This is a genomic window from Xanthomonas sp. LMG 12462 (assembly GCF_009192885.1).
GTDB lineage: Bacteria > Pseudomonadota > Gammaproteobacteria > Xanthomonadales > Xanthomonadaceae > Xanthomonas_A > Xanthomonas_A sontii.
The window spans coordinates 25,212-50,355 of the sequence record NZ_NMPP01000007.1 but is presented as its reverse complement, the minus strand read 5'-3'; the positions used below and the strand labels follow the sequence as shown (position 1 = coordinate 50,355).

The 25,144-nt window shown below is 70.0% G+C and carries 16 protein-coding genes and 1 pseudogene; 4 read left to right on the top strand and 13 right to left on the bottom strand.

Going from position 1 to position 25,144, the window contains the following annotated elements; genetic code table 11:
• Positions 1–99: 99 nt before the first annotated feature.
• The 7 genes from CEK69_RS02545 to CEK69_RS02515 all read right to left on the bottom strand — a co-directional run bounded on the left by CEK69_RS02545 (position 100) and on the right by CEK69_RS02515 (position 9,160).
• Positions 100–1,530: a glycosyl hydrolase family 28 protein gene (locus CEK69_RS02545; RefSeq protein WP_226975010.1), complete on the bottom strand. Its 1,431-nt coding sequence runs from the start codon at positions 1,528–1,530 to the stop codon at positions 100–102.
• Positions 1,527–2,867, bottom strand: coding sequence for an AcvB/VirJ family lysyl-phosphatidylglycerol hydrolase (locus CEK69_RS02540; RefSeq protein WP_152243625.1), 1,341 nt, complete (start codon positions 2,865–2,867; stop codon positions 1,527–1,529). Before CEK69_RS02540 ends, CEK69_RS02545 begins: the two co-directional genes overlap by 4 nt.
• Before the next feature lie 325 nt (positions 2,868–3,192).
• Positions 3,193–4,299 (bottom strand): rod shape-determining protein RodA, encoded by a 1,107-nt coding sequence (rodA, locus tag CEK69_RS02535; RefSeq protein WP_017907587.1) that lies wholly within the window; start codon positions 4,297–4,299, stop codon positions 3,193–3,195.
• Complete coding sequence (mrdA, locus tag CEK69_RS02530; protein WP_017907586.1) at positions 4,296–6,356, bottom strand: penicillin-binding protein 2; 2,061 nt, start codon at positions 6,354–6,356, stop codon at positions 4,296–4,298. The genes rodA and mrdA overlap by 4 nt, the downstream gene beginning before the upstream one ends.
• A 1-nt stretch (position 6,357) precedes the next feature.
• On the bottom strand, positions 6,358–6,843 hold the full coding sequence (gene mreD / locus CEK69_RS02525) for a rod shape-determining protein MreD (RefSeq protein ID WP_010343694.1): 486 nt from the start codon (positions 6,841–6,843) through the stop codon (positions 6,358–6,360).
• On the bottom strand, positions 6,840–7,943 hold the full coding sequence (mreC, locus tag CEK69_RS02520) for a rod shape-determining protein MreC (RefSeq protein ID WP_152243623.1): 1,104 nt from the start codon (positions 7,941–7,943) through the stop codon (positions 6,840–6,842). Before mreC ends, mreD begins: the two co-directional genes overlap by 4 nt.
• 170 nt (positions 7,944–8,113) lie before the next feature.
• Positions 8,114–9,160 (bottom strand): rod shape-determining protein, encoded by a 1,047-nt coding sequence (locus CEK69_RS02515; protein WP_010343692.1) that lies wholly within the window; start codon positions 9,158–9,160, stop codon positions 8,114–8,116.
• Positions 9,161–9,420: 260 nt separating this feature from the next.
• On the opposite strand from CEK69_RS02515, the gene CEK69_RS02510 reads away from it, so the two are divergent.
• The 4 genes from CEK69_RS02510 to CEK69_RS02495 all read left to right on the top strand — a co-directional run bounded on the left by CEK69_RS02510 (position 9,421) and on the right by CEK69_RS02495 (position 15,461).
• Positions 9,421–10,353 carry a carbohydrate kinase family protein gene (locus tag CEK69_RS02510; protein ID WP_017911561.1) on the top strand — a complete coding sequence of 311 codons (933 nt, stop codon included), beginning with the start codon at positions 9,421–9,423 and terminating at the stop codon, positions 10,351–10,353.
• 505 nt (positions 10,354–10,858) lie between these two features.
• On the top strand, positions 10,859–11,371 hold the full coding sequence (locus CEK69_RS02505) for a hypothetical protein (protein ID WP_152180764.1): 513 nt from the start codon (positions 10,859–10,861) through the stop codon (positions 11,369–11,371).
• Positions 11,372–11,420: 49 nt separating this feature from the next.
• Positions 11,421–13,166, top strand: coding sequence for an XVIPCD domain-containing protein (locus CEK69_RS02500; protein WP_152243621.1), 1,746 nt, complete (start codon positions 11,421–11,423; stop codon positions 13,164–13,166).
• Positions 13,167–13,478: 312 nt separating this feature from the next.
• Positions 13,479–15,461: a sigma-54-dependent Fis family transcriptional regulator gene (locus CEK69_RS02495; RefSeq protein ID WP_193313867.1), complete on the top strand. Its 1,983-nt coding sequence runs from the start codon at positions 13,479–13,481 to the stop codon at positions 15,459–15,461.
• Positions 15,462–15,894: 433 nt separating this feature from the next.
• On the opposite strand, the gene CEK69_RS02490 is transcribed toward CEK69_RS02495, so the two are convergent.
• From CEK69_RS02490 to CEK69_RS02465, 6 genes and pseudogenes are all read right to left on the bottom strand, one after another.
• Positions 15,895–18,291, bottom strand: coding sequence for a TonB-dependent receptor (locus CEK69_RS02490; RefSeq protein ID WP_152243619.1), 2,397 nt, complete (start codon positions 18,289–18,291; stop codon positions 15,895–15,897).
• A gap of 16 nt (positions 18,292–18,307) precedes the next feature.
• On the bottom strand, positions 18,308–19,417 hold the full coding sequence (locus tag CEK69_RS02485; RefSeq protein WP_152243617.1) for an S-(hydroxymethyl)glutathione dehydrogenase/class III alcohol dehydrogenase: 1,110 nt from the start codon (positions 19,415–19,417) through the stop codon (positions 18,308–18,310).
• A gap of 53 nt (positions 19,418–19,470) precedes the next feature.
• The gene (locus CEK69_RS02480; protein WP_152243615.1) at positions 19,471–20,490 is read right to left on the bottom strand and encodes a beta-propeller fold lactonase family protein; all 1,020 of its coding nucleotides are present in this window, start codon (positions 20,488–20,490) and stop codon (positions 19,471–19,473) included.
• Positions 20,487–21,062 (bottom strand): c-type cytochrome, encoded by a 576-nt coding sequence (locus CEK69_RS02475; protein WP_152243613.1) that lies wholly within the window; start codon positions 21,060–21,062, stop codon positions 20,487–20,489. The genes CEK69_RS02480 and CEK69_RS02475 overlap by 4 nt, the downstream gene beginning before the upstream one ends.
• Positions 21,063–21,139: 77 nt before the next feature.
• A pseudogene (locus tag CEK69_RS02470) lies at positions 21,140–22,804 on the bottom strand (quinoprotein dehydrogenase-associated putative ABC transporter substrate-binding protein); the annotation flags it as partial.
• Positions 22,805–22,884: 80 nt separating this feature from the next.
• Entirely contained in the window at positions 22,885–24,903 is a 2,019-nt protein-coding gene (locus CEK69_RS02465) for a methanol/ethanol family PQQ-dependent dehydrogenase (RefSeq protein ID WP_152243611.1), read from the bottom strand.
• Positions 24,904–25,144 lie beyond the last annotated feature (241 nt).

Here is a 25,144-nt window from a genome sequence, read left to right as displayed (position 1 = left end):
TGCGTGGCGGCGCACGCCATCAAAGCCGCAAGACGCGGGCACCGACCGCTCGCGCCACGCGGGCGCGCGCCGGGTGGCTGCCGGCGTTGCGCGCGCGGGCTACAGGGCCGGGAACACCGGCGCGCTGCTGCAGGCTGGAATCGACCCGGCGAGCGTGGTCGCATAGGTCGAGGCCGCGCTGCTGTCCTCGCTCAAGCGCAGGTCGGATTGGTCCACGCCGATGCGCGCATTGCTGGCATGCAGCGTGGCGACATCGGCGGCCACGTGCGCCAGCACCAGCTCGAGCGGCGTCGCGGCGCTGTAGCCCTGCACCGTACTGCCCTTGCCGGCGGGCGTGTCCTGCGCGCGCAGTCCGTCGACCACGATCCCGGCGAAGGTCGGCACGCTGCCGCTGCGGCTGCCGCCGTGGTCGTGGCCGTACTGCGGCGTGATCACCAGGGGCCTGGCCACATCGAACAGGCAGGTGTTGCGGTAGAGCACGTCGCGCACCGGTCCGCCCTTGGCCAGGCCGGTCTTGATGCGCAGGCCGTTGTTGTCGGTGGCGACGATGCCGTCGGCGTCGTGGCCGACCAGGCGATTGCCGTCCACCAGCACGTTGCCGACGCCGTACATCACCTCGCTGCCGATGGAGATGCCGTGGGTGCCGTAGAAGCGCGAGTCGCGCACGGTGATGTCGGCCGAGCGCGCCGCGCTGGTCTTGATCGCGATGCCGTCGTCGCCGGCCATCACGTCGTTGTCGGCCAGGGTCGCATTGCGCACGCTGTCCAGATCCAGGCCGTCGGTGTTGGGGCTGTTGGCCGGCGCCCTGACCCGCACGCCCCACACGGTGACGCCGTCGCCGCCGTGCACGAAGACGTGGAAGTACGGCGCATTGACCAGGTTGACGTGGTAGAGCTGCAGATCGGCGACGTCCTGCGCGCGGATCAGGTCGGGCGCGTTCTGGGTCTGGCCGGCGGCCTTGGCGCCGCGCGCGAATTGCCACCAGCTGTCGCTGCCGCCGAGCATCGGCAGGTCGCCGCGGCCGTCGATAGTGCCCTGGTGGCCGGCACCGTCGCGCACGCCCATCACCCCCAGGCTGCGCCCCTGCAGGGTGATCAGCGCGCGGCAGCCGCCGCTGCGCGCCGCGGCCTGGCCGCAGGCGTTGCGGCCGGGCACCTGGTAGTCGGCGGGCCGACGCGAGGCGAACAGGGTCACGCCGCTGTCGATCGCCAGCGTGGTGTCGCTGCGAATCGTCAACGGTCCGCTAAGGAAGGCATTGCCGCTGCCGGCGCGCAGCAGCACCGCGCCGTGCGCACCGGCGGCGCAGCGGTCGAGCGCGGCCTGGATGCGCGCAGTGTCCGGCGCGCTGCGCTCCTGCGCGTCGGTGAAGCGGCGCTGCTGCGCCTGCAGGGTGGCATCCAGCGCCATGCACACCGGCGGCAAGTGCGGTTCGACCACGTGGCGAGAATCGCCGGTCGCGGCAGCGCCAACGAACGCAGCGGCGGCGAGGACGCCGCCGGACACCAGCGCGACGCGCACAGGCTTGCTCATTGCCGGAGCGCGGCGTGCGACGGCGGCAGCGTGGCGGCGGGCGACGCCGCAGCGGCCGCAGGACGCGGCTCCGGCAGCTCGGCGACCGGCAGGCGCGCGTCGGCGGACAATTGCTGCCAGCGGTCGTCGACGATCGTCGCCAGCCCGGCCGGGTGTTGATCGAAATGGTGACCGCCGTGCAACACCACCACCTCCGCTCCGCGCGCGCGCAATTGCGGGCAGAGCGTATCTTTTTCCTTGTCGCCGTACACGCACAGCAACTGCGCCGCGGGAATGCGCGCCAGTTCCGGCTGCACCGGCAGTGCGTCGTCGTCGTCGCCGAGGTTGAGCCAGCCGCGCACGCGGATCTGGAAATCGGCCTTGTGCTCCAGGCCCAGCAACGCGACCAGGCCGACCTGCTCGCGCTGCGCCTGTGGCAGTCGGTTGACCATGAACGGCAGGGTGGTGGCGCCGAAGGAATAGCCGACCAGCAGGATCTTCTGCGGACGCCAGCGCTGCTGGTAGTAGGCGATGACCCGGCTCAGGTCGGCGCTGGCCCGCGCCGGCGGCTTGGCCCGCCAGAAGTAGCGCAGGCTGTCCCAGCCGACCACGGCGATGCCGCGGCGCTGCAGCGCTTCGGCCATGCCCTTGTCGATGTCGCGCCAGCCGCCGTCGCCGGACAGCACGATGGCCAGCGGTGCGCCCGGGGTCGCCGAGGGCAGCTCGGTCAGCGGCAGATCGTCCAGCGCGCCGCCACGGCCGCGCGCATGCAGATGCGCGGCGACCCGCGCGGCCAGCGCGGCATCCACGCCGCCGTCGGCCGGCGCGGCCACGGTGTCGACAAAGCCCTGCGCTGCGGTCGCGGCGGCGGTGCCGGCACAGACCTCGGTGGGTGCCGGCGCCACGCCGATCGCGCCTCCCAGGGTCGCCGAGGGCGCCGCGCCGACGATGCGCGCGGCCAGGGTCGCGGCGGTGCCGGTGCCGGCCAGCACCGGCAGGTAGTAGCTGTCGCCGTGCAACTGCCGCTGCAGCCGCCGGCTCAGCCGTTCGGCATCGTGCCAGGCCTTGTCGCAGCCGTGGCCGCCACGGCGCAAGTGCTTCAGATAGCGCTGGCCGTCGACCACCGCGACCAGCGCGCCGCTGGCGGCGATGCGCCGCGCGGCGTCCTGCCGCTGCGCCGGGCTGCCACTGGCCAGCAGGATCACCAGCCCCTGCGGCGCCCCCTGCGGATGCACCAGGGTCGTGCGCCCGTAGCCACGGGCGTGCAGCGCCCCCGGCGGAAAGTAATAGCGCAGCAGTGCATAGCCGCTCAGGCCCAGCACCACGCTCGTCAACAGCAACACGCGCAGGAATTTCATCGACACGCATCCATCCCGGCCAACGCCGAGCCTCTGGACAACCACGGGAACGACGAGGCAGCGGCGGACGACGCAGACGGGTGGGCCGGAGCCCGGATCGGCGGATGCGCTGCGGAGGATGCCTCGGCGATGTGGGCTGGGATGGATGCGCGGGGTCGCACCTGCCTACCCGGAAGTTCCTGCACACCTGCGGGCCGGGGGGAGCGGCGCGCGTCACGTGGCATCGACGCGCATTGTGCGGATGCACGACATGCGCCGCAATAATGCCGTCACCTGCCTGCAAGGTTGCGGTTAAGCCAGGGCGCGTCGAACGCCGTGCGCTGGTTCAGTAGCCGTGCACCGGACGGTGCGCCTTCACCGCCATCACCAGGCCCAGCCCGGCCAGCAGCGACACCGCCGAGGTGCCGCCGTAGCTCATCAGCGGCATCGGCACGCCGACCACCGGCAGCAACCCGGAGATCATGCCGCCGTTGACCAGCACGTAGACGAAGAACGCCAGGCCGGTGGCGCCGGCCAGCAGCCGCGAGAAGGTGTCGCGCGCCTGCGAGGCGATCCACAGGCAGCGCCCGATCACGATCAGGTACAGGGTCATCACCGTGGCCACGCCGATCCAGCCGAACTCCTCGCTGAGCACGGAGAACGCGAAGTCGGTGGTCTGCTCGGGAATGAAGTTCAGGTGCGACTGCGAGCCCATGCCCCAGCCCTTGCCGTGCAGGCCGCCGGAACCGATCGCGATCTTGGACTGGATGATGTTCCAGCCGGCGCCGAGCGCGTCGTTCTCCGGGTTGAGGAACATCATGATGCGGTCCTTCTGGTAGGGCCGCAGCAGCCACAGCCAGGCCACCGGCGCGGCCGCGGCGACGCCGCCGACGGCGATGCCCACCCACCACCACGGCAGGCCGGCCAGCAGCAGCACGAAGCCGCCGCTGGCGGCGATCAGCACGCCGGTTCCGAAGTCCGGCTGCAGCATGATCAAGGCGGTGGGAATGCCGATGATGACCGCGCTGACCAGCACGGTCGGGATGCGCGGCGGCAGCGGCATGCGGTGCAGGTACCAGGCCACCATCATCGGCATGCTGATCTTCAACAGCTCGGCCGGCTGCAGGTAGAACACCTTCAGGTCCAGCCACTGCCGCCCGTACTTGCCGGTGCCCAGCACGAACACCGCCAGCAGCGGCAGCATCGACAGCGCGTAGATCAGCGGGGTCCAGGCGCGCAGGCGCAGCGCCGACACCCGCGACAGGCTCCACATCGCCGCCGCGCCGATGGCGAAACGCGCGCCCTGCGCCATCACCAGGTGCATGCCGCCGGCGCTCTTGAGCACCGCCAGCCCCATCGCCATCAGCGCGCCCAGCGCCAGGCACAGCGGCCAGTCCAGGGTGCGGGTGAAGCGGCCGCCGATGTCGACCAGCCAGCGCAGGAAATCCTTCATCGCTCGTCCGGAATCTCGTCGGGGATCGCCGGCGCTGCGGACTGCAGCGGTACCACCGCCGCATCCACCTCGGCCTGGCCGATCAGCACCGGGCGTTCGCCGGCAGCCAGGGCGACCGCATCGGCGGCGGCGCGCGAGCCGGGATCTTCTGCGTAGTACAGGTGGCTGCCGAACGCGGTGGCGCCGCGCAGGCTGTCCAGCGGCTCGACCCCGGGCGGCAGCCGGCCGAGCAGCCAGGCATCGAAGATCTTGCGCGCGATCGGCGCGGCGGTGCTGGCGCCGTAGCCGCCGCCTTCCACCGCGATCGCCAGGGCGATGGTCGGCCGCTCCGCCGGCGCGAAGCCCTCGAACAGCGAACGGTGGCGCAGGTGCATCGGCAGGCTGCGCGGATCGACCGCCGCCAGTCCCTTGCGGCTGACCACCTGCGCGGTGCCGGTCTTGCCGGCCATCTGGTAGGGCGCGCCGACGGTGATGGCATATCCGCTGCCGCCGGGGCGCATGGTGTCCATCATGCCCTCGCGCACCGCCTGCAGGTTGCTGGGGTTGTCGCTGATCGGCTTGCTCGGCTCCGGCTGCACCGGCGCCCACGGCTGGTCGAAGGCCTGGCGCGTGGCCATCACCAGGTGCGGCGTGCGCAGTTGCCCATCGGCGAGGCCGGCGACTCCGCGCACCAATTGCAGCGGGGTCACCTTCCAGTCGCCCTGGCCGATGGCGATGTTGACCGTGTCGCCGGGGTACCAGGCTTCCTTGCGGCTCTTGGCCTTGTACGCCGGCGAGGGCACGATGCCGCCGGTCTCGCCGACCAGGTCGATGCCGGTGGGCACGCCGAAGCCGTAGCGGGTCATGTACTGGTCGACCTTGGTGATGCCCATGTCGATGGCCAGCTTGTAGTAGTAGGTGTTCACCGACTGCGCGATCGACTTGCGCAGGTCGGTCCAGCCGTGGCCGCCGCGGTGCGAGTCGCCCCAGCCGCGGCTGACCCCGGGCAGATAGAACATGCCGGTGGAGAGGATCTTGTCTTCCGGGCGGCGGGTGCCGCTGTCCAGGCCGGCCAGGCCCATGAACGGCTTGATGGTGGAGCCGGGCGCCACGCCGCCCAGCACCAGGCGGTTGAACTGCGGCCGCGACGGGTCGCTGTTGAGCGCCTGGAAGTCGGCGTGGGAAATGCCGTTGACGAACAGGTTGGGGTCGTAGGACGGCAGGCTGACCATCGCCAGGATCTCGCCGGTGCGCGGATCGATGGCGATGGCCGAGCCCTGGTAGTCGCCGAACGCGGCGACCATGGCGCGCTGCAGGTCGGCGTCGATGGACAGGCGCAGGTCGGCGCCGGACTGCGCCGGCACCCGGCCGACGGTGCGGATCGCGCGGCCCTGCACGTTGGTCTCGACCTGCTCGTAGCCGACCTTGCCGCGCAGTTGCTCCTCGTAATAGCGCTCCAGCCCGGACTTGCCGATGTGGGTCAGCGCCGCGTTGCCCTCGCCCAGCGTCTCCAGGTCCTTCTCGTCGATGCGGCCGACGTAGCCGATGATGTGCGCGAACAGGTCGCCGTAGGGGTAGTGCCGGGTCAGGTAGGGTTCCAGCTCCACGCCCGGGAAGCGCCAGCGGTCCACCGCGAAGCGCGCCCGCTCCTCCTCGCTGACACGCAGCTTCAGGGTGATCGGGCGGAAGCTGCGGCTGGCCTTGCGCGCGGCCTGGAAACGCTCGATGTCTTCCGGCGACAGCGCGATGACCTTGCCCAGCTCGGCCAGCAGCGCGTCCATGTCGGCGACCTTGTCCGGGGTCACGTCGAGCCGGAACGCGGGGACGTTCTCGGCCAGCAGGCGGCCGTTGCGGTCGTAGATCATGCCGCGCCCGGGCACCACCGGCCGTGGCTTGATGCGGTTGGCGTCCGAGCGGGTGGCGTAGATATCGTGGTCCAGCACCTGCAGCTTGAAATACCAGGCGCCCAGGCCCAGCAGCGCCAGCAGCACGCACAGGAAGCCCAGCGCGGCACGACGCCGGAACTGCTCGGCCTCGGCGTGCGGGTTCTTCTGCGCGCGGCGCGGATGCAGGGCCATGCTACTTGCTCCGCCGGCCCAGCCGCAGCGCGTCCAGCAGCACGAACAGCGGCGGCCACAGCGCCATGCCCAGCAGCGGCGCCCACCAGTAGTTCCACGGCAGGGTCGGCTCGCCGACGGCCAGGTGCACCGCCGCGGCGACGATGCGGTCGTTGACCAGCAGGCCGCCGATCGCCAGCGCCTGCTGCGACATCGGGAAGAAGCGGATGCGCGCGCGGAAGCGCTGCAGGATGAAGCTCAGGATCACCAGGCGCAGCGCCTGCTCGCCCAGCACCCCGCCGTACAGCAGATCGGCGAGCACCCCGACCGCGAAGGCGAAGCCCAGCCCGACCTTGTCCGGGGTCTCGATCACCCAGTACGCCACCACCAGCGCCAGCCAGTACGGCCGCAGCGGCTGCACCACCAGCGGCAACGGCATCAATCCCAGCAACAGCGCCACGATCACGCTGACCGGGAGCACCCAGCCTTTGCTGCGCAGGCGGCTCATTGGCCCGTCTCCTTTGGAGCCGGGCGGGAATCGGGATTCGGGAATCGGGAATCGGATGTCGCGCGTGCCGGCTTGGTCGGCGGTGGGGTGGCCGCGTTGCCGGACGGGTGCGCGCTCGGCGACGCAGTGACCGCAGCTCCGGCTGCGGCCGGAGCCGCGCCCTGCGCTGGCTTGGTGTCACCGCCTTGCGCTGCTCCAGCCACGGGCGAAGCGCCTTCCGCTGCCGCTGCGGCAGGCGTCGCCAATTCCCGATTCCCGATTCCCCATTCCCGGCTCTTCAGCAACAACACATCCCGCCCGCGGTCCAGCTTCGCCGCCGGCTTCAGTTCGCCGACCAGGAAGGCGTGGGTGTCGTCCGGGCGCAGGGCGGAGATGGTGCCGACCGGGAAGCCGGCCGGGAAGCGGCCGCCCAGGCCGGAGGTGACGATCTCGTCGCCCACCTCGACCCCGGCGCTGAGCGGGATGTCGCGCAGTTCCAGGCTGCCGCCGCGGCCGTAGACGATCAGGCGCACGCCGTTGCGCGCCACCGTCACCGGCACCGCGTGGTCGGGGTCGGTCAGCAGCAGCACGGTGGAGTGCAGCGGGGTCACCGCGATCACCTGGCCCATCAGGCCGCCGGCGTCGATCACCGCCTGGCCGACGTGCACGCCGTCGCGGCTGCCGGCATCGAGCACCAGGCGCTGCCGGGTCGGGTCCAGGTCGATGTCCAGGATCGGCGCCAGTTGCACGTCCAGGCCGCGGCGCTCGGCCACGCCCAGCAGTTCGCGCAGCTGCGCGTTGTCCAGCGCCGCGGTCTGCAGCCGGGTCAGGCGCGCCTTGGCGATCAGCAGTTCGTTGCGCAACGCGCGGTTTTCCTTGACCAGCTGCGCGTGGCTGGCCGCGTTCTCCTGCACCTGCGACCCCAGCCGCCCGGGCAGGCCGGCCAGCGCCCAGATCGGCTGCACCAGCACCGTGGCCTGGCTGCGCAGGCGGGCCAGCCAGTCGGCCTGCGCGTCGAGCACGATCAGCACCAGCGCCAACGCCAGGTAGGCCAGCAGGCGCGGCGTGCTGGCGGATTCGCCGGGGCGGGCGGTGACGGGAGGACCGGCGTAAGGAGGCACGGGCTAAAGCCGGGAATGGGGAATCGGGAGTGGGGAATGGAACAACAACGGCGCGCTCCCGGCGCGATCGGGCCGGAGCGCAGGCAGGCGAGTGGAGAGGGAGCCGGCAGTGCGGAGGCGGAGGGGCCATTCTATTCCCCATTCCCGACTCCCCATTCCCGGCCTCACATTCACTCCGGCGCGAAGAACTCGTTGCCGTGCATGTCCACCAGTTCCAGCGCACGGCCGCCGCCGCGGGCCACGCAGGTCAGCGGATCGTCGGCGACCTGCACGTGCAGGCCGGTTTCCTCGGAGATCAGCCGGTCCAGGTCGCGCAGCAACGCACCGCCGCCGGTCAGCACGATGCCGCGCTCGGCGACGTCGGCGCACAGTTCCGGCGGGGTCTGCTCCAGCGCCAGCTTGACCGCCGAGACGATGCCCGACAGCGGCTCGTGCAGCGCTTCCAGCACTTCGTTGGAGTTGATCTTGATCATCTTCGGCACGCCCTCGGCGAGGTTGCGGCCGGAGATCTCCATCTCCTGCACCACCGCCTGCGGGTAGGCGCAGCCGATCTCCAGCTTGATCCGCTCGGCGGTGGCCTCGCCGATCAGCATGCCGTGGTTGCGGCGCACATAGTTGGTGATCGACTCGTCGAAGCGGTCGCCGCCGATGCGCACCGACTGCGAATAGACGATGCCGTTCAGCGAAATGACCGCGACCTCGGTGGTGCCGCCGCCGATGTCGATGACCATCGAGCCGCGCGCCTCGGTGACCGGCATGCCGGCGCCGATCGCCGCGGCCATCGGTTCCTCGATCAGGTACACGTCGCGGGCGCCGGCCTCCTCGGCCGATTCCTTGATCGCGCGGCGCTCGACCTGGGTGGAGCCGGCCGGCACGCACACCAGCACGCGCGGGCTGGGGCGCAGGAAGCGCGACTTGTGCACCTTCTTGATGAAATGCTTCAGCATCGCCTCGGTGTAGGTGAAGTCGGCGATGACGCCGTCCTTCATCGGGCGGATGGTGGTGATGTGGCCCGGCGTACGGCCGAGCATCTGCTTGGCCTCGGCGCCGACCGCCGCGACCGAGCGGGTGCCGCCGATCGCCCGGTCCTGGCGCACCGCGACCACCGACGGTTCGTTCAGCACGATGCCCTGGCCACGCACGTAGATGAGGGTGTTGGCCGTGCCCAGATCGATGGACAGGTCGTTGGAGAACATGCCGCGGAGTTTCTTGAACATCGGGGGATTGGGTCCTGGGGCGCGCGCCGTCGCCAGAATGGCGAAAAAATGGGCAGAAAACGAAGTCCGCTAGCCTAGCAACCCGCCTGGGTGCGGGCAAGGAAAATTCTCGCTAAAACCACGCGTTGCGTGGTATCGGCGGGACCGCGATGGATCGTGGTTCTGGCCCTGCCGGGCCGCAGCCGTTACCCTTTGCGCCGCGGCGACCCCGCCCCTCGCCCGCCTGAATGCGGGCTCATTCCTCCGCCAAGGCCTGCCCGATGTCTGCACTGATCTGTGGTTCTCTCGCTTACGACACCATCATGGTGTTCCCGGACCAGTTCAAGAACCACATCCTGCCGGACAAGGTGCACATCCTGAACGTGTCGTTCCTGGTGCCGCGGATGCGCCGCGAGTTCGGCGGCTGCGCCGGCAACATCGCCTACAACCTGCACCTGCTGGGCGGCCACCCGATCCCGATGGGCACCGTGGGCCAGGACTTCGGCCCGTACCGCGAGCATTTCCAGGCGCTGGGCATCGACCTGTCGCGGGTCAAGGTGATCGAGGAGCTGTTCACCCCGCAGGCGTTCATCACCACCGACCACGACAACAACCAGATCACCGCGTTCCATCCGGGCGCGATGATGCGCAGCTACGAGAACCACGTGAAGGACGTGCCGGGCGTGACCCTGGGCCTGGTCGGCCCGGACGGGCGAGAGGGCATGATCCAGAACGCCGAGGAGTTCAGCGCCGGCGGCGTGCCGTTCATCTTCGACCCCGGCCAGGCGATGCCGCTGTTCAACGGCCCGGAGCTGCGCCAGTTCATCGAGCAGGCCGACTACGTGGTGGTCAACGACTACGAGTCCAACCTGCTGCAGGAGCGCACCGGCTGGAACGAGAAGGACATCGTCTCGCGCGTGCAGGCCTACATCACCACCCAGGGCCCCAAGGGCGCCCTGGTCCACACCCCCGAGAAGACCTACGACATCCCGCCGGCGCACGAGCGCCGCGTGGTCGACCCCACCGGCTGCGGCGACGCCTTCCGCGCCGGCCTGATCTTCGGCATCCAGCGCGGCTGCGACTGGCTGACCATCGGCCGCATGGGCAACCTGATGGGCGCCCTGAAGGTCGAGCACCCGGGCACGCAGAACCAGCGCTTCGACTTCGACGAATTCAACGACCAGTTCAAGCAGCAGTTCGGTTACGCGTTGTAAGGCTGGGGCACTACCGGCGGAACGGCAGCGTCGACACCTGGCCATCGCGCTTGCCGGACGCTTGCCCGGCGGGCCGCCGTTCCACGACCGATTGCGACGCGGCATCCAGGCTTGCGGCGCCGATCCGGGCGGGGCTAGACTCGGCCGCCCGCGTCGATGGAATGATCGGATGGACACCGCGCCTCGCTGGACCGCCAGGATCCTGGCCGCCGCACCGATCCCGCGTGGACTGCTGCTCTCCCTGTGCTGCGCGGCGACCCTGTGCGCCTGCGGCAACGCCGCCCAGGCACCCGCGAGCGCGACTCCCTCCGTGCCCCCGACCGCCCCCGCGCCTGCCGCGAAAGGCCCGACGGCGCCTGCTGCGACGCACGATGCGGCGGCCGCGCAAGTACCCCCCGGCCACTATGCCACCCAGCCCGGCTGGGGCCAGCTGACCGTGCAGCCCGATGCACGCTTCACCCTCGAAACGCAGAATGTCGATGCCGGTTGCAGCTTCAGCGGCACGCTGCACGGAACCCAGGCCGCGGTCGACGACGGCACCTGCACGCTGCAGTTCGCACCCAAGGCAGACGGCGTGGCGGTGTCCGCCACGGCCGGCGCCGAGAGCGCGTGCCGGGAGTACTGCGGCGGCAACGGCAGCTTCGCAGGCGACTATCTGAAACAGGCTGCGACCTGCACGCCTGAAGCCATGCAGCGAACGCGCAAGGCCTTCCAGGCATCCTACGATCGCAAGGACTATGCGGGTGCCGAAGCGGCGCTCGCGCCGCTCTATCGCGACTGCGTGGCGGCCCTCAGCTTCAGCGACGCCGGCGCCATCCGCAACGACTACGCGCTGACCCAGCATAAACTCGGCGACGATGCCGGATGCCGGCAGACGCTGGCGCCCTACCAGGACGACGCCAAGCGCAGCGACGACGCCATCAGCGAGGGCATGACGCCCGCCCTCGTCGACGATTACCTCCGCGTGATCCGCGCCGCACGCACCAACCTCAAGCTCTGCGGAGAAGGCAGAGGCTGACGCGAACGCAAGCGTCTACAGGCACGACACACCATCGGGGAACAGCGACATGTCCGATCCAAACACCGCCCCCACCGCGGCAACGCCGCAACTCACCGACGCGCAACTCAAGACCTTGGGCTACTTCGCCATCGGCGTGGCCTCGGAAGGCAGCCTGGGTCCCAAGAATGTGGCCTATCACCTGTCGTTCGCCGGATCGGTCGAGGGCAACACGCTCAAGCCGGTGGCCAACAGCGGCTTCAGCATCGGCACGCTGCAGACCGACCTGGGCGCACATCCGGACGTCGTCCCGACGCTGGTGGATGCCTACCAGACATGGGCCGCCCGGCAGACTCCGAGTCTGGCGCTGTCGGAAAACCAAAGAACACAGACGATCTCCGATCTGCAGCGCAATGGCGATGCCATCCGCGCGGACAACGGCCGCGCACCCGATGCAACCGTGCTCAAGAACCTCAATACCTTCCTGGCCTCCGATGCAGGCGTGCAATTCGTACACGATCGCGACCGCACGCAGATCGACCATCTGATGCGCGAAGGCGACGGCAAGAAGGACCCTGGCGGCGCGCTGCACCAATTGCGCCAGACGGAGTTGTACAAGAACGCGAGCCTGGACGACCAGGCCAAGTACGCCACCGTGCTGATGAAGCTGGAGAACCAGGCCGGCAAGAGTCAGTATCCGAAGATCCTCAAGGGCATCAACGACGGCAGCCTCGGCAGCGTCGAGGACGTGGTGAACAAGGTCGACGCGCTGCTGCCGAACAAGACCAACAAGAAAGGCGAGGTGGTGCCCGACTACATCGAGAGCGGCATCCACCACGCGCTCGCAGGTACCGAGGTGTTCAACAAGCTCCGTGCGGCGCAGCCCGGGAATCCCCTGCACGATGCTTTTGCGGCGGTTTCCGCCGACCCATTGCGCAGCCCGGTCGACCTGAAGGGCGATACCGCCCACGCGGATGCGCTGCATCAGTACAACGCGACCAAGACCCTGTTCCTGCAGAACGGCCAGTCGCCAAAACTGATCGGCGCCCTCGACCAGGAAAGTGCGTTCGGCTACAACCTCAAAGGCCGGAACGGCAAGACGGTCGCGCAGTCGTCGAGCCTGTTCGGCGCGGACAACGATGTGGTCGTCTTCGATGGGAACGGTCACGGTACCGCCTTCGTCGGCGGCAAGTGGAGCGCGGTGCAGCGCGACGAGGTCAAGCGCGTCGGCAATGCCGATCAGAGCGTGGATCTTCAACTGCGCAAGGACGGCAAGAGCGAAACGCTGCTGCACGTACCGACCCCGGCGCAGTTGCGCGAACGCAGCGAGCAGCAGCAACCGCAAACGCCTGCGCCGGATCGCGCTCCGGCATCGGCGCCCGGCCCGAACGACGCCAGCCACCGGAATCATGCGCTGCTCGAGCAGATCCGCGAGGGCGTCAGAAGGATCGACCAGGATCTGGGCAAACCGTACGATGCGGCCAGCGAACGCCTGAGCCGCGCTGCGTTGGCCGCTTGCCGGGACAATGGCGGCCCCGGCAACGCGCCGCTGGCGTCGAACGCACTGGAACGGGCCGATCGCGTGGCGCTCACCGAGAAGGGCCATCTGGTGGTGGTCGAAGGTGAACAGCGCGACCCGGCGCAAAAGCGCGCCAGCGTGGATGTGCAAGTGGCGCTCGCCACTCCGGTGGAGCAGTCCGACCAGCGACTGCAGGCCGCGAACCAGGCGATCGACCGCGAACGGCAACTCGCGCAACAGCAGGAATTGGCGCGCGAGCGGGACGCACCGAGCCGCAACGGCCCGGCACTGGCATAACCCGACTTCGGCCGGGCGCATGCGGCGGCGCGCAGCGCGCCGTCTGCATAGCAGGCGATGCGGCACTCGATTCGATTCGCACCGTCGCCGTTCCCACCGCGCGACGGTGGATGCGGATGCACTACGACATGGCGCTGCCGGAGCGCGGCGTGTCCTGCACGCCCACCGACAGTCATGATGGAGCGAGGATCCCAGCGCGACCGGGGGATCGACGGCGGGCGACGCCGTCGCTTTGCTGCACTGCGGGTTGAGCCCAGGCCTGGTTTGTGCGTCACTTGCGCAAGGGCCCCTGGGGGGGACGAGAGCGCGCCCATGTCCGAGTCGACTGTCGCCAGCCTCGCGCAAGCCAAGGTCGTTGCACCATCCGCCGCCGAGGCCGACTGCGCGCCGCTGGCGCGCATGCGCCATTTCCGCCAGATCGAGTCCTTGCCGCCGGCGCTGGCACGCTCGTGGCGGCGCTGCCTCGACGAGTACGGCCTGGCCCCGGACACCCACCCCTCGCCGATGGTCCACGACGACGGTGAGTTGCGCGAACGCCAGCAGCGGCTGGAGGCGCTGCTGCGCATCGCCAAGGTGGAGATGGAAAATCTCTACGAACAGATCGCCGGCGGCAGCTACGCGGTGGTGTTCGCCGACACCGAGGCTACGGTCCTGCACAGCGTGCAGGATCCGGCGCTGCTGCGTGCGTTCCGCGAGACCGGGCTGTTCTGTGGCGCCAGTTGGGCCGAACGCTACCAAGGCACCAACGGTATCGGCACCTGTGCGGTGGAGGGCAGTGCGCTGAGCGTGCACCGCGGCGAACACTACCTGGAGCGGCACCTGCCGTTGTCCTGCAGCGGCGCACCGATCCTGGATCCGCAAGGCCATCTGCTGGCGGTGCTGGACGCTTCCACGCCCGACCCGCGCGATACCAAGCTGGTGCAATGCCATACCGGCGCGCTGGTGCGCATGTCGGCGGCGCAGATCGCCCGCGCATACTTCCTGGAACAGTACCGGCATGCGTGGATCCTGCGCTTCCACAGCCGCCCCGAGTTCGCCGGGCTGCTGCACGAGGCGCTGATCGCGGTCGGCGGCGACGGCCGCGTGCTGGCGGTCAACGAGGCCACGCTGGAACAGCTCGGCAAGCCCGACCGTTCGCCACTGGTCGGGCGCGACATCGCCCAGGTGATGCAACTGGATTTCGACACGCTGGAGCAGCGCGCGCGCAAAGACGCCAGCACGTTGTGGTCGATCCGCTGCGCCTGCCACGGCCGCCGCTTCTTCGCCCTGGCGCAGCCGCCGCGTGCGCGCAGCGCTGCCGGCCGAACGCGCGCCGCGGGCGGGGACGGCCAGGCCGCGCGCGCCAACGATCATGTCGGTTCCGATCCGCGCATGCTGCACAACCTGGACAATGCGCTGAAGCTGGCCAAGCACCGCGTGTCGATCCTGCTGTGCGGCGCCACCGGCACCGGCAAGGAAGAGTTCGCCAAGGCGGTGCACCGCAGCTCGCCCTGGGCCGACCGCCCGTTCGTGGCGGTGAACTGTGCGGCGATCCCGGAAGCGCTGATCGAGAGCGAGCTGTTCGGCTATGCGCGCGGCGCCTTCACCGATGCCGCGCGCGAAGGACGCCACGGCAAGCTGTTGCAGGCCAGCGGCGGCACCCTGTTCCTGGACGAGATCGGCGACATGCCGCTGCCGCTGCAGACACGCCTGCTGCGGGTGCTGGAGGAACAGAGCGTGACCCCGCTGGGCAGCGACCGCGCCGTGCCACTGGAACTGCACGTGATCAGCGCCAGCCACCGCGACCTGGCGCAGATGGTCGGCAGCGGCGGCTTCCGCGAGGACCTGTACTACCGCCTCAACGGCGTGGTGCTGCACCTGCCGCCGCTGCGCGAGCGCAGCGACAAGGCCGAACTGATCCGCACCCTGCTGCGCGAGGAAAGCGGCGAGCAGACGGTGCGCATCAGCGAGGACGCCCTGCACAAGCTGCTCAGCTATGCCTGGCCCGGCAACCTGCGGCAGCTGCGCAACGTGCTGCGTACCGCGGCGGTGCTGTGCGCCGATGGCGTCATCCGCATCCCCAACCTGCCGCAGGAAATCGTCGATGCCGACAGCGGCCCATGCCTGCTCGGCGACGATGCGCATGCCGGCGACGGCATGCCCGGCCGCGTCGCCCTGGACAGTGCCGAGCGCAGCGTGCTGCAGCAGCAGCTCGAGCGTCACCGCTGGAACGTCAGCCGCACCGCCGATGCGCTGGGCATCAGCCGCAACACCTTGTATCGCAAGCTGCGCAAGCACGGGTTGGCGACGGCTTGAGTGGCGGCGGCATCGCGATTCAAGGGGTTTGCAGCGCGTCGCGGATGAAGCCTCGCCTGTCGCGTCCTGCCATTCGCTAGCGGCGTGAGTGTTGTGGGGTATTCGCGTCCCAACCGTTGAGGCGGCTGGAGGATGCCGGGCTTCGATGTCGCGGCTGAAGCCGCTTCCCACGACAACCGTTTTTACGACAACGGCTTGCGGGTCGCTGAGATCGCACACTGTGGGAGGGACTTCAGTCCCGACTGCGGACGGAGCCGGATAGGTTCCGTCCGAGGTCGCGGCTGACACCGCTCTGCGCCGGTGACCAAACGCGAGCCCAGGCAGGAGCGGCGTCAGCCGCGCCAGTCGCCCGCGCCGACTGGCGTACAGCCGTCTTGGACACGGCGGATGGCACGCGCCGAGCGGTGCCACCACACGAACCGCAAACCGCCCGCTAGAAGCGCCAGCGCAAACCGACCTGGTATTGCCGCGGGGCGCCGGGGGCGACGAAGCGCGAGGGGCCGTCCTCGACCGCAGCGTCCTGCGGGCGCGCCAGGGCGCCGCCCGGGAACAGGTCCTCGGCGATCGCCGCATACGTCTCGTAGCGGCGGTCGAACACGTTGTTGACCCGCAGGTACAACGACAGGCCTTCGGCGAGCTCCCAGGTGCCGTGCAGGTCGAGCAAGGCATAGCCGCCGGTGGACAGGTCGTGGCGCGCCGGCGCCTCGCCTTCCTCGGGGTCTTCGACCAGGCCGTCCTCGTTGCCGCTGGCCACGCGCCGCGACACCGCGCGCAAGTCGGCCCCCAGCGTCAGCTGCGCCAGCGCCTGCCAGTCCACGCCCAGCTTCAGCGTGTTGCGCGGCAGGCCGGCGATGCGCGTGCCCGGCCGCAAGGTCACCGTGCGCTCGCCGGAGAGCAGTTCGCCGGCGCTGCGGTAGGTGGCGTCCAGGTAGCTGTAGCCGGCGAACCAGCGCAGCGCGCCGTGGCTGCCGCGGTAGCTGAGGTCGGCGCCCTGATAGCGGGTGCGGTCGACGTTGTCGAAATAGCCCTGCTGGGAATTGGGTGCGCGCAGGAACAGGATGTCGTCGCGGTTGTCGGCGCGGTACAGCGAGGCGTTCAGCGTCTGCGCTGGCGTCGGGTTCCAGCGCAGGCCGAGCTCGTAGGTGCGCGAGACGATCTGCTCCAGGCGCGGGTCGGCCTGCAGCCCGGTCGGCAACCGGCACGGCTGTTCCGGGTCGGCGCAGCCGAGTTCGATCGCGGTCGGCGCGCGGCTGTTCTGCGAGGCCGAGGCGAACGCGGTGAAGCCGTCGCCCAGGCGCTGGGTGATGCCCAGCGAGGGATTGGCCTTGGCGAACACGAAGCGCTCGCGCGGCAGCACACCGTCGTCGGCGGTGGACAGGGTGTTGGCGACGGCGACGCGGTTCCAGCGCAGCGCGGCATTGAGGTGGGTGGCCTCGCTCAGCTCCCAGGTATCGGCGGCGAACAGGCCCAGGGTGCTGCTGCGCCCGTCGACGCCGGAGAAGAACTCCCGATCCTCGTCCGGATCGGCGACCACCGAGCGATCGTCCTGCACGAACGCCTCCTGCTCGTACTGGCGGTAGCGCACGCGGTTGCGGTCGTAGGTGGCGCCGATGCTCAGCGCGTGCGCGCCGGCCTGGTGGCTGAGGTTCAGTGCCACGCCCTCGGCGTGCTGGCGCATCTGCGTGGTGTTGAGCACGCCGCTGTGCAGCGCGTCGGCATCGGCGCGCGACACCGTGCAGCCGGCGTCCAGCGGCGTGCCGTCGGCGGCGTAGCCGTCGGCGCAATCGTCGACGAATTCCTCGTAGTCGTCGTTGATGTCGCCGTTGACGGTGTCGCGCCGCCCCTGGCGGTAGTAGGCGAGCAGGTGCAATGCGGTGCGCTCGTCGAAGCGATGGTCGAACTGTCCGGTGAGCTGCGTGTTGCGGTTGCGGGTCAGGTCCGGCGAGGTGTAGACCGCAGCGCGGTCGGCTTCGTACAGCCCCGGCTCGGTGCCCTCGTCGGTGTAGCGGTAGCTCGGCAGCAGGCCATTGCCGACCAGGCGGCTGCGCCCGTGCAGCAGCGACACGTCCCAGTCGGTGCGCTCGCCCTGCCGGCCGAACTTGCCGAACACGGTGCCCAGGCGGCCGGCGGAGGCGTCGCGCCAGCCGTTCTCGTCGAAGCCGGTGACCGCGACGAAGGCATGCAGGCCGTCGCGGCCGGCGTAGCCGTAGGACGCATCCAGGCGCTTGCGTGCGCCGCTGCCCACCGACAGGTCGGCGCGCAGGCCCGGCGCGGTCAGGCCGGACTGGGTGGTGAAGGCCAGCGCGCCACCGAGCGTGTTGGGACCGAACAGCGGGTTGGAGCCCGGCATCAGCGCGACGCTGCGGATCGCTGCTTCCGGCATCATGTCCCAGCTGACGATGTCGGCGAACGGCTCGTTCATGCGCACGCCGTCCAGGTACACCGACACGCCCTGCGAGGCGCCGGGCAGCGCCGAGGCGCGGAAGCCGCGGAAGGTCAGATCGGTCTGGAACGGACTGCCCTGCACCTCGTTGGTGTCCACGCCGTTCATCTCGCGCAGCAGGAAGTCGGTGAGGTTGCCGGCCTGGCTGCGCGCGATGTCGTCGGCATTGGCGGTCTGCACCGTGTACGGCAGCAGGTCGGCATCGATGAGCGTGCCGGGAATCGGTGTGGCGGTGACCTCGACCCGGTCCAGCGCGGTGATCTGCGCATCGTCGGCGTTGACCGTGGTCTGCGCGCGCGCCGGTGCGGCGAGCACGCCGATGGCAGTGGCGACGGCCAGGGCGAGCAGACTCGCCGACGGGGTGCTGCGTCCTGGGGTATGGGGCATGCCGGTTCCTTGAGGTTCAGTAGAGAACGATCGATTTGATGCCGCGGCCGGCGCGCATCGCCTCGAAGCCGCGGTTGATGTGGTCCAGCGGCAGGGTTTCGCTGATCAGTTCGTCGATGCGGATCTCCCCGGCCAGGTAGCGCTCGGCATAGGCTGGCAGTTCGCTGCGGCCCTTGACCCCGCCGAAGGCGCTGCCGCGCCAGGCGCGGCCGGTGACCAGTTGCAGCGGCCGCGTGCTGATCTCCTGCGCGCTCGGTGCCACGCCGAGGATGATGCTTTCGCCCCAGCCCTTGTGGCAGCACTCCAGCGCCGCGCGCATCGCGCGCACGTCGCCGACGCAGGCGAAACTGTGGTCGGCGCCGCCGTCGGTGAGGTCGACGATGACCTGCTGCACCGGCGCGCCGAAATCCTTCGGGTCCAGGCAATCGGTGGCGCCCAGCGCGCGCGCCAGCGGGAACTTGTCGCGGTTGATGTCGACCACGATGATGCGTTCGGCCTGCGCCATCACCGCGCCCTGCACCACCGACAGGCCGATGCCGCCCAGCCCGAACACCGCCACGCTCTCGCCCGGACGCACCCGCGCAGTGTTGAGCACCGCGCCGATGCCGGTGGTGACCGTGCAGCCGAGCAGGCAGGCCTTGTCCAGCGGCGCGGCCGGATGGATCCTGGCCACCGCGATCTCCGGCAACACGGTGTATTCGGCGAAGGTGCTGGTGCCCATGTAGTGCAGCAGCGGGCGCCCGTGCAGCGAGAAGCGACTGCTGCCATCGGGCATCAGCCCGCGGTCCTGGCTGCTGCGGATCGCCTGGCACAGGTTGGTGCGGTTGGAACGGCAGTACTTGCACACGCCGCATTCGGGCATGTACAGCGGGATCACGTGATCGCCCGGGCGCACGCTGGTGACGCCGACACCGACTTCCTCGACCACGCCGGCGCCTTCCTGGCCCAGGATCACCGGAAACGCCGCCTCGGCATCGATGCCGGACAAGGCGATGTCGTCGCCATGGCAGATGCCGCTGGCGACCATGCGCACCAGCACCTCGCCGGCCTTGGGCGGCTGCAGATCCACTTCCTCGATGGCCAGCGGCTGGTTCGCCGCCCAGGCGACCGCGGCTCGCGTCTTCATTCCGGCTCTCCCCGCCTCCCGTCGCGGCGCCCGAAAGCGCCGCTCGCCTCACCTCACTGCGCCACGACCACACCCCATGGCATCTCGCCCACCGCGATCTGTTTGATCTCCTTCATCGCCGCCGTGTCGATGACACTGACGCTGTTGGACCGGCCATTGGCCACGTACAGCTTCTTGCCATCAGGACTCAGCGCCGGATTCCACGGCCGTTGCCCGACCGGGATTTCCGCCAGCACGCGGCGCGCGGCCGGGTCGATCACGCTGACCGTGCCGGCGCCGTTCGACGCATACACGCGGCTGCCGTCGCGGGCGATGGCGATGCCGGCGGTGCGCTGCCCGGCCGGGATGCTGGCCACGCGCTTGCGTGCCGCCAGATCGATCACGTCGACCACATTGGCCGCTTCCTGCGCCACGTACGCCGTCTTGCCGTCCGGCGCGAACGCCATGCCGCGCGGATGCCCGCTGGTGGCGATCACGCCGGTGGACGTGCCGGCCTTCAGGTCGATCACGTCCAGGTCGTTGGAGCCTTCGTTGCTGGTCAGCAGCAGCGCGCCGTCCGGGGTGTAGACGCAGTGCTCCGGCGCCTGCCCGCGGGTGGCGATGTGCGCGCCGATGGTGAAGCCGGCCGGGTCGATCAGCATCACCTGGTTCTGCCCTTCCACGCACACCGCCAGCTGGCGGCCATCCGGCGATGCGGCGACGCCTTCGGCGTTCTCGCCGATGTCGACGCTGCGCAGCACGCGGTCCTGCACGGTATCCAGGTCCAGCAGGCGATGGCCCTGCGCATCGATGACGTACAGATGCCCGGGCGGACCCGGCACCACCTGCTGCAGGCGCTTGCCGAGCTGGCCCTGCGCCGACAGCGTCCGCACCACGCGGTCGCTGCCGGTGTCGATCACCGAGATGGTGCCGCTGCGCTGGTTCGGGACGTAGGCCAGCGCCGCGGCAGCGGCCGTCGGTGCCGGCGCAGCCTTCGCGGCGTCGGCCCCTGCGGCTGGCGCAGGGGCACGCTGGCAGGCCGCGGCGCATAGCGACAGCGCGACGACCGCGGCCAGTCGCAACGCATTCCTCATTGCGTGGCGCCCGCGGTCTTGTTGATGGAGTGGATGAAGGCCAGCAGCTTCTCGGTGTCGCCCGGCTTGAGCACCGGACCGAACGGCGGCATCTGCCCGACCACCTTCTCGTGGCCGATGCGGGTCTTGCCATGCGCGGCCATGCCGGCGGTGCCTTCGGTGATCAGCGTACGCAAGGTGTCGTCGTCGCTACCGTAGACCCAGATGTCGTTGGTCAGCGGCGGGCACATGCCGCCACCACCGGTGCCGCCGTGGCAGGCGGTGCAGCCGGCGGAGTTGAACAGCGCCTTGCCTTCGGCGACCAGCTCCGGGGTGACCTTGACCGGCGGTCCCTTCGGAATCGGCGTCACCGCCGCAGCGGGGGCCGGTGCGGCGGCAGGAGCGGCGGCGGGCGCGGTCGCCGCCGGCGCAGAGGCCGGTGGAGGCGCCGGCGCCGCAGCCGGCTCGGGTGTGGCCGCTGGCGCGGCGGGCGTCTCCTGCTTGCCGCAGGCGGCCAGCAACAGGAGCGAGGCGAACAGGGACACGGGCAACAGCACGGAGACGGCACGACGACGGACGGAAGCAGAGCGCATGGGAGCAGAACCTTTGCGGAGTGCACGATGGGAGGAGCAGGCCGCGCGAGCGGCGTGTACGGAACGGCGGAAAGCGGTCATTGCGTGCGTCGGTGCTGGGCCTCCGTCAGCAGGTGGGCGAGTTCGGCATTGCCGCGTTGCTGGGCCAGCGCCGCCGGGGTCTTGCCGTCGGCGTCGCGCGCATCGGCGCTGGCGCCAGCGGCGAGCAGGCGCCGGGCGCTGTCCTCGCGGCCGGCAGCGGCAGCCAGCATCAACGGCGTGACGCCGGCGCGGTTGGCACGGTCGGCTTCGGCACCGCGCTTGAGCAGCAGATCGAGGATCTTCGGATCGTTGCGCGCCACCGCGAACATCACCGGGGTGAAGCCGGCCGGGTTGGCACGGCGCACGCTGGCACCCGCGGTGAGCAATGCCTGTACCAGGTCGGCGTCGGCGTAGGAGATGGCCAGGTCCAGCGGCGTCCAGCCGTCGGCGGACACCGCCTCGACCTTGGCGCCATGCGCCAGCAATTGCGCGGCGCTCTTGCCGTCGTTGGACCAGGCCGCCTTCATCAACGGCGTCCAGCCATTGCTGTCGCGGTTTTCGACCTTGGCGCCGGCAGCCAGCAGCTCGCCGACCAGCAGCGGCGCCTGGTTGCGGATCGCCTGCTGCAGCGGCGGCTCGCCGAGCAGGTTGGGCTTGTCGGCGCTGGCGCCATGCCGCAGCAGCCAGGCCACGCGCACGCCATCGCCGGCGTCCAGCGCATGCGCCAACTCCTCGTTCGGATCGGCACCGCCGGCGATGCGCAACTGCAATTGCGCCAGCATGTCCGACGAGGCCTGCGCGCTCGGCGTATCGTCCTGGTCGTCGGGCACCGCGTAGGAGCCGTGCGAGCGCAGATCGCCGGCGACGATGCAATCGGCGCAGTCCACCAGCGGCACGTGATACTCGCGCAGGATCGCGCCGATCTTGCCGGCGCTGCGCTGCATCGCCGCGTTCAGCGCATCGCGCAATGCCGCGTTCTTGCGCGACACCGCCCACGCCATCGAATATTCCAGCACCTCGTTGTCGATGACGTTCAGCGGCACCACGCCGAGGCCGCCGCGCGCGGCGTAGTAGCCGGCCACCGGCCCCCAGGATTCGGCGGCATCGAGCTTGCCGGCGGCGACCTGCTCGGCGAGCTTGCCGGGATGTTCCTGCGGCGCACTCGCCGAATCGTAGAACAGGTACTGCACTTCACCCTGCACGCCATGGTCGAACAGCGCCTGCCGCGCCGGCGAGCTCTGGAACACGCCGACCTTGAGCTTCTTCAGTGCCGGATCGTCCAGCGAGGCAGGACGCAGGTCCAGGCCCTTGCGGGTGACCAGCACATAGGTGGAGCGATACAGCGGGCGCGTGGGCAGGCCCATCTCGAAATCGCTGTTCATGTCCATCAGCACGTCGCAGCGCCCGGCGTTGATCGTGCTGCGCGCCAGGCCGCGCTGGTAGTAGCTGCGCCACTCGTACTCCAGGCGCCGGCCCATCTCCGCGGCCACCACCTGGGCGATCTTGTTCTGGAAGCCCTCGCCTGCACGATCGGACAACGGCATGTTGCCGGGATCGGCACAGACCCGCAGCACCGGCGCATCGGCCGGCAGCGTCGTGGCGGGCGCGGCGGATGCCGGTGCCGCAACGGCGGGCGGGGCAGCAGGAGCGCGAGCCGTCGCGGACGACGGCTCGCGCGTACAGCCTGCGGCGACGAGTCCGAGGCTGCACAACAGCAACACGGCGCGCGCGCCCGCAGGCAGGCGCCGCGAGGCGGGTGCCATGCGGCACCCGCTCGCACCCTGGACGCGGCGCCGCCGGCTCATCGCACCGACTTGGCGGCGACCGCCGCGCTGCCACCGCCGCCGGCCGTCGTGGCGGTCGCGTTGGGGGTCGGGGTGACGGTCTTGCCGGCGCCGTCGATGCGGAAGGTGTGCACCATGCCGCCCAACGGGATCTTGTCGAAGCCGTTGCTGAAGGCCAGGCCGGCCGCACCCAGCGCACCGTACGGATCGCCCGGATCCAGGCCGGCGGCGACCGGCAGGCCGATCCAGCCACCGATGCCCGAGAACACCGCCACGTACTGGTGGCCGTTGGCCTTGTAGGCGATCGGGTTGCCGATGATGCCCGAGGGCAGCTTGGTCTCCCACAGCTTCTTGCCGGTGTCCTTGTCCACCGCGCGGAACCAGCCGTCCAGCGTGCCGTAGAACACCAGCCCGCCGTCGGTGACCAGGGTGCCGCTCCACACCGGGAACTTCTCCTTAATCTCCCACTTGGACTTGCCTTCGACCACGTCGAACGCCTTGACGATGCCCAGCGCACCCGGCTCGTTCGGCTTCATCAGCACGTTGGCGAACACGTACGGCAGGCCCATCATGGTGTTGCCGCGCTCCTGCGGGTCGAGCTCCATGTGCCAGTTGTTGGTGCCGCAGAAGAACACCGCCGAGTTGGCCGGATCCACCGAGCACGGCTGCTGGTCCTTGCCGCCCATCGCCGCCGGGAACGCCTCGACCTTGCGGCCGCGTTCCAGCGGCGAGTGCGCCGCGACCTTGACCGGGCGCCCGGTCTTCATGTCGATGCGCTCGGCCCAGTTGGCCGGCACGAACTTGTTGGCGCGCAGCAGGGTGCCGTCGCGGCGGTCCAGCACATAGGCGAAGCCGTTGCGGTCGAACTGCACGACCGACGGCACCTGCTTGCCGTCGATGGTCAGGTCGACCAGGATCGGCTCGTTGACGCCGTCGTAGTCCCATTGGTCGAACGGGGTCTTCTGGTAGCCCCACACCGCCTCGCCGGTGTCGATCTTGCGCGCGAACAGCGTCATCGACCACTTGTTGTCGTACTCGCCGGTGTCGCATTCCTTCTGCGTGGTCTTGCCGCAGCGGTACGACGGGCTCCACAGGCCGGGATTGCCGGTGCCGTAGTAGACCAGCTTGAGTTTCGGGTCGTAGCTGTACCAGCCCCAGGCCGCGCCGCCGCCGCGCTTCCAGCCTTCGTCGGGATAGGTCTTCTGGCCGAGGTCGCCGAGCTGGCCGTGCTGCGGATTGGCCTTGTTGAAGTCCGGGCCGAGGCAGATGTCCTTGTCGGTGCCGGTGGCTTCGCAGGACCAGGCCTGCTTGCCGTCGGCCAGCGCGTACGCAGCGACGCGCCCGCGCACGCCGAACTCGTTGCCGCTGATGCCGGCCACGACCTTGCCGTCGGCGATGATCGGGGCCATGGTGATGGTCTCGCCCTTCTCGGGATAGGCGAGCTTCTGCTTCCACACTTCCTTGCCGGTCTTGGCATCGAGCGCGATCACGTCGCCGCTGAGGCTGCCGAACACCACCTTGCCGTCGGCGTAGGACGCGCCACGGTTGACCGTGTCGCAGCAGGCCACCGCGACGGCGCGCTCGTCCTGCTGCGGGGTGTACTTCCACAGCACCTTGCCGGCGTCTTCCTGCGACAGGTCGATCGCGAACACGTTGTTCGGATAGGCGCTGACCATGTACATGGTGCCGCCCACCACCAGCGGCTGGCCTTCATGGCCGCGGGTGGCGTCGGTCTTCATCTCCCACGACATCTTCAGGTTCTTGACGTTGTCGCGGTTGATCTCGGCCAGCGGGCTGTGCCGGGTCAGGCCGAAGTCGCGGCCGATGCCGCCCCAGTTGTCCGGGTTGGCGGCATTGCTGGCGAACTCGCTGTCGGTATCGGCGACCGCGGCCGGCGCGGCGGCCGGCGGCTGCTGTGCGGCGGCCGGTGCGGCCGGCGCCGGAGCCTCTTCCTGCTTCTTGCAACCCGCCAATGCCAGCGCAGTGGCCAGCGCGAGCAGCGTACAAGCCTGTGTATGACGTGAATGACTGTGCATCGTTCTACTCCCCTCGTTGAAGAGCCGCGTCACTTCACCTATCGGCGTGTGCCACGGAACCTGAAGCGTGGATGTATACGAGCAACGTCCATGCCATCGCGGCGCTGCGATGCAACATCCCTTGAGGTACGGATCACGACGCCGGTTGTCGTCGCGGAGACGCCCACCAGCGCGGTCGAAGGCGTCTCGGAAACGTGACACTTTGTGCCACACGATTGCATCGGGCGTGGCGCAGTGTGAG